Here is a 4662-nt window from a genome sequence, read left to right as displayed (position 1 = left end):
TGTCGACCGCGGTGCGCGGGGTCCCGCCGCGGGGCGCGTGGCCCTGCACCCGCTGCTCGGGGTCGCCGCCGCGGTGCACGTGGATCATCATGCCGCCCACGTCGTGCTGGTCGATGCGACCGGGACCGTGCGGGCCGAGCAGCACGCGCCGTTCCCCTCGTCCGGGGACCGGGTCGGGCACATCGCCGGGCTCGTGGCGTCGTGCCGTGAGTCCACGCGCGGCCCGCTGCACCTCGCGGTGGTCGGGGTGCCCGGCATCGTGACGGCCGACGGAGGCATCCGCGACGACCAGGGCCCGGACGGCGGTGCGTTCCGCTCGGCGCTGCAGACGGCGCTCGGGTGCCCGGTGCAGGTGGAGAACGACGTGAACCTGGCCGCGCTCGCGGAGCTGACGGCGGGGGCGGGGGCCGAGCTGAGCAGCTTCGCCCTGTTCCTGCTCGACGACGACCTCGGCGCGGGCATCGTGATCGAGGGGCTGCTGCACCGGGGCTTCTCGGGTGTCGCGGGCGAGATCATGTACCTGCCGCAGTCGCCGCTGCCGATCGGCGCCCCCGTCGTGGGGGAGGAGGTGGTGCACGACCTCGCGCTCGGTCTGGGTCTCGACGTGCGGGCGCCGCTGCTGGCCCACCTCGAAGCCGCGCAGCAGGGCGACGAGAAGGCGCGCGAGCTGGTGGCCGAGATCGGCCGGCGCCTGGTGGTGGCGGCGGGCACCGTGGCGCTCGTGCTCGACCCCGAGGCGTTCATCCTCGGCGGCGAGGCCGCGCACCCCGCGCTCGTGGAGGCGGTCGACCGCGTCGCGGAGGAGTTCGCCGCGCAGCTGCCGCTCCGGTTCCTCGTCTCGGCGTTCGGCCCGGAGGCTCCGCTCGTCGGGGTCGTGGGCGAGGCGGCCTCCGCCCTGCGCGCGCTCGTCTTCTCCCGTCTCCTCACCCCCGCGGCCGCCACACCCCGACCCGGCCGCTGACCCCGACAGGACCCGCCATGACCACTCCGCCCCCGCTCGCCGACCGGCTCGGCCTCCCGTCCGGTGCCAGGGCGATCATCCTCAACGCCGACGACTTCGGCATGTGCCACGCGGCAAACACGGCGATCGGGAGCCTCCTCGAGCGGGGCCGCATCGACAGCGCGACCGTCATGGTCCCGTGCGCCTGGGCGCCCGAGGCGCTCACGTTCGCCGCCGGTCGACGCGACCTCGATGTGGGCGTGCACCTCGTGCTCACCAGCGAGTGGCGGCGCTACCGGTGGCGTCCGCTCACCGGCCCCGGCACCACCCTCGTCGACGGCGACGGCTTCTTCCCGAACGAGGTCGCCGCGGTCGAGCAGGGGGCATCCGAGGCCGACGTGGCCGCCGAGCTGACGGCGCAGGTGCAGGCCGCGCTCGACGCCGGAGTCGACGTCACCCACCTCGACAACCACATGGGCTCGGTCTACGGACTGCAGAGCGGGCGCGACTTCCTGCGGCCGGTGTTCGAGCTCGCCGCCCGGCTCGGCCTGCCGTTCCGGCTTCCGCGGTACCGGGAGGGCGCGGAGGCCGACCAGGAGCTGCAGGCGAAGCTCGCGGAGGCCACGGCCGCCGCCGATGCGCTCGGCGTGGAGATCATCGACCGGCTGTGGACGCACCCGTTCGAGCTGGCCGGTGAGGGCACGGCGCAGGAGGAGACGTACGAACGGGTGCGCGACGGGTTCCTCGACGTGCTGCGGGCCGTGCCGCCCGGCGTGACCGAGATCTACCTGCACCCGATGACCGACGGCGCCGAGCTGCGCGCCGCCGTCGACTTCGGGGCGGCCAAGCGCGGCTACGAGCTGCGGCTGCTCGACGACCCGCTCGTGGAGCAGACGATCGACGACGAGGGCCTCGTGCGGGTCGGCTGGCGCGACCTGCGCGACCTGCAGCGCGGGGCGGCCCGGTGACGGCGCTCGCGGACCGGCTGCGCGACCGTCGCCTCGACGCGGCCCCGACGCGGGCGCAGTCGATCGCGTTCGGGGCGTCCGGGTTCCCCACGCAGCTGATGACGCAGACGTTCTCCGCGTTCGTCGTCTACTTCTACGTGTCGCACCTCGCGGTGCCCGCCACCTGGGTGGCCGTCGCGATGGTCGCACACGGCATCCTGAACGCGGCGCTCAACCCGCTGGTGGGCGCGCTGTCCGACCGGATCCGCACGCCGTGGGGCCGCCGCATCCCGTGGATCGGCCTCGGCATCGTGCCGCTGGTGGTGGCGTTCGCGCTGGTGTGGATGCCGCCCGACCTGCCCGCGGACGGCCTCATCGCCTGGTTCCTGGTGGTGGTCGCGGTCTACGACATCGCGTTCGTGGTGGTGGTGCTCAACATCTCGGCGCTGTTCCCGGAGATCTTCCGCACGACGGAGGAGCGCGCGCGGGGCAACGTGCCGCGGCAGATCTTCGCGATTCTCGGCATGGTGCTCGGCACGGCGGGCGCCCCGGCACTGTACGACGCGATCGGCTGGCCGGGCATGGCGCTCGTGCTGTCCGGGGTGTGCCTCGTGCTGCTGGCGTGGTCGTTCTTCGGCGGCATGATCGAGCGGCGCGTGCCGGAGGCGGCGTCGGAGGCGATGCGCTGGCGCGACCAGCTCACCTACACGTTCCGCAATCGGGCGTTCGTGCCGTACGTGCTGGGGTCGCTGTGCGTGCAGACCTCGATCGCGGTGATCCTCGCGTCGGTGCCGTTCTACGTGCGGTACTCGCTGGGTGCGGCGGAGGGGGAGGGCAGCCTGCTGCTCGGTGCGATCTTCGTGACCGCGATCCCGTCGATCGTGCTGTGGAGCACGGTGGTCCGCCGCACCTCCCCCCGCACGGCCCTGCTGTGGAGCGTGGCGGTGTTCGGGGTCGCGGTGCTCGGGTATCTGATCCCCACGTCGGTGCTCGGAGCGGCTCTCGTCGGCGTCGCGGTGGGCGTGGGCGTGGGCGGGCTGCTGCAACTGCTCGAGGTCGTGCTGGCGCAGATCATCGACGACGACGCGACGCGCACGGGGCATCGGCGGGAGGGCGCGTACTTCGGCGTCAACGGCTTCGTCGTCCGCGGCTCCGTCGTGCTGCAGGCGATCGTCGCGGCGGTCGTGCTCACGGCGTCGGGGTTCGACGCGACGCTCGGCGAGGCGCAGCCCGACACGGTCGACGGCGCCATCCGGCTCATGCTGGCCGTGATCCCGCTGGGGTTCACCGCGCTCGCGTGGCTGTGCTTCTGGCTCTACCCCATCCGCACCCGCGACGTGTGAGGCTCAGGCGCCGGCGGCCCGCCGTGCTTCCCAGCCCGTGCGCACCATCTCGTCGACCGTGTACCGCATGCGCCAGTCGAGGTCGCGCGCTGCGAGCTCGCCGGTGGCCACGATGCGGTCGGGGTCGCCCGGGCGCCGAGGGCCGATCTCGGGCGTGAAGTCGATGCCCGTGACCCGGGCGACCGCGTCCATGATCTGCGCCACGCTGAGGCCGTCGCCCGAGCCGAGGTTGTACGCCGGTTCGATGGGCTCGCCCGCCGCGAGGCGCTGCGCGGCGGCCACGTGCGCGGCGGCGATGTCGCCCACGTGCACGTAGTCGCGCACGTTCGTGCCGTCGGGGGTGTCGTAGTCGTCGCCGAAGATCTTCGGGGTGCGGCCCTCCAGCAGCGCCTCGAACACGATCGGGAAGAGGTTGTGCGGGCTCACGTCGTACACCGCGGGGTCGGCCGAGCCGACGACGTTGAAGTAGCGCAGCGAGGTCTGCCGGAGCGGCCGCTCGCTGTCGGCGGTGGCGATGGCCTGGTCGCGCAGCAGCCACTCGCCGATCAGCTTCGACTCCCCGTAGGGGCTCGCCGGCTTCTTGGCGGTGTCCTCCACCACGAGCGGCACGTCGGGTGTGCCGAACACGGCGGCCGAGGAGGAGAACACGATGTTCGCGGCGCCGGCGGCCTGCATGGCCTCCAGGATCACGCGGGTGCCCTCCACGTTCTGCGCGTAGGTGTGCAGCGGGCGCTGGACGGAGACCCCCGCGTACTTGTACCCGGCCACGTGGATCACGCCGTCAGCGTCGTGGTCGCGCAGGGCCTTCTCGACCAGGTCGCGGTCGAGGATGCTGCCCTGCACGAACGGCACGCCCTCCGGCACGAACGAGGCGACGCCGCTGGACAGGTCGTCGAGCACGACCGGGGTGAGACCCGCCTCCGCGAGAGCGCGGACCACGTGGGCGCCGATGTAGCCGGCGCCGCCGGTGACGATCCAGGACATGCGTTCCTCTCCTGCCGCGACCGTGGCGGCTCGACCACTCATTGTGTCAGGCGTCGCGGTGCGGACCTGCGGACGGGCTGACGGTGAACACGTGCGGCTCGGCGTATCCGGCCTCGGCGAACCGGGCGCGCACGGCGGTCGTCACCGCCTCGACCTCGTCGCGCGGCACGAGCGCGATCGCCGCGCCCCCGAAGCCGCCGCCGGTCATGCGCGCCCCCAGGGCACCGGCGGCGAGCGCGGCGTCGACTGCGGTGTCGAGCTCGGGGGTGGAGATCTCGAAGTCGTCGCGCATCGAGGCGTGCGAGGCGACGAGCAGGCCGCCGATGGCCCGCGCGCCCTCCGCCCGCAGCACGGTGACGGTGTCGCGCACGCGCTGGTTCTCGGTGACGATGTGGCGCACGCGGCGGAAGGTCTCGTCGTCGAGCAGCTCCTGCGCGCGGGCGAGGTC

Annotated in this window: 4 protein-coding genes and 1 pseudogene; 3 read left to right on the top strand and 2 right to left on the bottom strand. The window is 73.6% G+C overall.

All coding sequences use genetic code 11. From position 1 onward, the window contains the following. The 3 genes from DW309_RS09205 to DW309_RS09195 all read left to right on the top strand — a co-directional run. Positions 1-961, top strand: a 961-nt coding sequence (locus DW309_RS09205; RefSeq protein ID WP_136045198.1) for an ROK family protein, incomplete at its 5' end; no start/stop codon positions are given. A 17-nt stretch (positions 962-978) separates the two neighbouring features. Then, positions 979-1908 (top strand): polysaccharide deacetylase family protein, encoded by a 930-nt coding sequence (locus tag DW309_RS09200; protein ID WP_136045197.1) that lies wholly within the window; start codon positions 979-981, stop codon positions 1906-1908. Then, complete coding sequence (locus DW309_RS09195; protein ID WP_136045196.1) at positions 1905-3230, top strand: MFS transporter; 1326 nt, start codon at positions 1905-1907, stop codon at positions 3228-3230. Before DW309_RS09200 ends, DW309_RS09195 begins: the two co-directional genes overlap by 4 nt. A 3-nt stretch (positions 3231-3233) precedes the next feature. Here the strand turns inward: DW309_RS09195 and galE are convergent, their stop codons facing one another. Continuing rightward, positions 3234-4214, bottom strand: coding sequence for a UDP-glucose 4-epimerase GalE (gene galE, locus DW309_RS09190; protein WP_136045195.1), 981 nt, complete (start codon positions 4212-4214; stop codon positions 3234-3236). A gap of 46 nt (positions 4215-4260) precedes the next feature. Continuing rightward, positions 4261-4662: pseudogene (locus DW309_RS09185) on the bottom strand (galactokinase); the annotation flags it as partial.

Source organism: Microbacterium sp. K41, from assembly GCF_004794395.1.
Lineage (GTDB): Bacteria > Actinomycetota > Actinomycetes > Actinomycetales > Microbacteriaceae > Microbacterium > Microbacterium sufflavum.
Note: the sequence above shows the minus strand (reverse complement) of the source record. Positions and strands in the feature narration are given on the sequence as shown.